Annotated in this window: 3 protein-coding genes; all 3 read left to right on the forward strand. The window is 68.7% G+C overall.

From position 1 onward, the window contains the following. Nucleotides 1-356 (forward strand): vitamin B12 dependent-methionine synthase activation domain-containing protein (locus tag AB0L75_RS44070; protein ID WP_365191924.1); only part of this gene is annotated, 356 nt, incomplete at its 5' end. Then, a complete protein-coding gene (gene metF, locus AB0L75_RS44075; protein ID WP_365191925.1) occupies nt 353-1,210 on the forward strand; it encodes a methylenetetrahydrofolate reductase [NAD(P)H] in 858 nt (285 codons plus the stop codon). The genes AB0L75_RS44070 and metF, both read left to right, overlap by 4 nt. Continuing rightward, nucleotides 1,200-1,882: adenosylhomocysteinase (locus AB0L75_RS44080; protein ID WP_365191926.1), on the forward strand; the 683-nt coding region annotated here is incomplete at its 3' end. The genes metF and AB0L75_RS44080, both read left to right, overlap by 11 nt.

Consider the following 1,882-nt stretch of genomic DNA (forward strand, 5'->3'; position numbering starts at 1 on the left):
TCGAGGCCAACGCCTACCGCGACTACCTCGAACTGCACGGCCTGTCCGTCCAGTTGGCCGAGGCACTCGCCGAGTACTGGCACGCGCGCGTCCGCTCCGAACTCGGCATCGCGGGGCATGACCCGGCCGGTCTGGACGGGATGCTGCGCACCGAGTACCAGGGCTGCCGCTACTCGCTCGGCTATCCGGCCTGCCCGAATCTGGAGGACCGCGCCAAGATCGCGCACCTGCTCCGGCCCGAGCGGATCGGCGTCCACCTGTCCGAGGAGTTCCAGCTGCACCCCGAGCAGTCCACGGACGCCATCGTCGTCCCTCACCCGGAGGCGAGCTATTTCAACGCCGGAGGACGCGCATGACGACCTTCTCCTTCGAGTTCTTCCCGCCGAAGACCGTCGCGGGGCAGCGGGCCCTGTGGGAGGCCGTACGCCGGGTGGAACCGCTGCGGCCGGACTTCGTGTCCGTCACCTACGGCGCCGGAGGCTCGTCACGGGACAGCACCATCGAGGTCACCCGGCGCATCGCGATGGAGACCACCCTGCGCCCGGTCGCCCATCTCACCGCCGTAGGCCACTCGGTGGCCGAGCTGCGGCACATCATCGGCACCTACGCCGACGCCGGCATCCATGACGTCCTCGCGCTGCGCGGGGATCCCCCGGGGGACCCCAAGGGACCGTGGGTGCCGCATCCGGACGGTTACACCCACGCCTACCAGCTGGTGGAACTGGTCCGGTCACTGGGCGACTTCAGGATCGGGGTGGCGGCCTTCCCGGAGCGGCATCCGCGCTCGCGCGACTGGGAGTCCGACATCCGGCACTTCGTGGCCAAGTGCCGAGCCGGAGCCGACTACGCCATCACGCAGATGTTCTTCGACGTGGAGGACTACCTGCGACTGCGGGACCGGGTGGCGGCAGCGGGCTGTGACATCCCGATCATCCCGGAGATCATGCCGGCCACCGACGTACGGCAGATCCGCCGGTTCGCCGAACTGAGCGACGCCACCTTCCCCGAGGACCTGGCCCACCGGCTGGAGGCCGCCCGCGACGACCCGGCCGAGGGCCACCGCATCGGCGTGGACCATGCCACCCGCATGGCGGAGCGCCTGCTCGCCGAGGGCGCTCCCGGGCTGCACTACATCACCCTCAACAAGTCCACCGCCGCGCTCGACATCCACCGTGACGTCATGAGTTCAAGGAGCCTGTATGTCTGCTGAGTTCGCTGATTTCAAGGTCGCCGACCTGTCCCTGGCCGAGTTCGGCCGCAAGGAGATCACTCTCGCCGAGCACGAGATGCCGGGCCTGATGGCGATCCGCAAGGAGTACGCCGAGGCCCAGCCGCTGGCCGGCGCCCGTGTCACCGGTTCCCTGCACATGACGGTGCAGACCGCCGTGCTCATCGAGACCCTGGTCGCCCTCGGCGCCGAGGTCCGCTGGGCCTCCTGCAACATCTTCTCCACCCAGGACCACGCGGCCGCCGCCATCGCCGCCGCAGGCATCCCGGTCTTCGCCTGGAAGGGCGAGACGCTGGAGGAGTACTGGTGGTGCACGGAGCAGGCGCTGACCTGGCCGGACAGCCCCACCGGCGGCCCGAACATGATCCTGGACGACGGCGGCGACGCCACCCTCCTCGTCCACAAGGGCGTCGAGTACCAGAAGACCGGCGAACTCCCGCCCGCCGACAACGAGGAACTGGCCGTCGTACAGGACCTGTTGAGGGAGAGCCGCATCGACTGGACCGCGCTGGCCTCCGAGATCCGCGGTGTCACCGAGGAGACCACGACGGGTGTCCACCGTCTGTACGAGATGCAGCGTGATGGTGTCCTTCTGTTCCCGGCGATCAATGTGAACGACGCGGTGACGAAGTCGAAGTTCGACAACAAGTACGG

This window comes from Streptomyces sp. NPDC052101, from assembly GCF_040680235.1.
Lineage (GTDB): Bacteria > Actinomycetota > Actinomycetes > Streptomycetales > Streptomycetaceae > Streptomyces.

Excerpts from the sequence above, each read along its gene's own strand:
- metF (WP_365191925.1), top strand. The coding sequence starts at position 353 with ATGACGACCTTCTCCTTCGAGTTCTTCCCGCCGAAGACCGTCGCGGGG.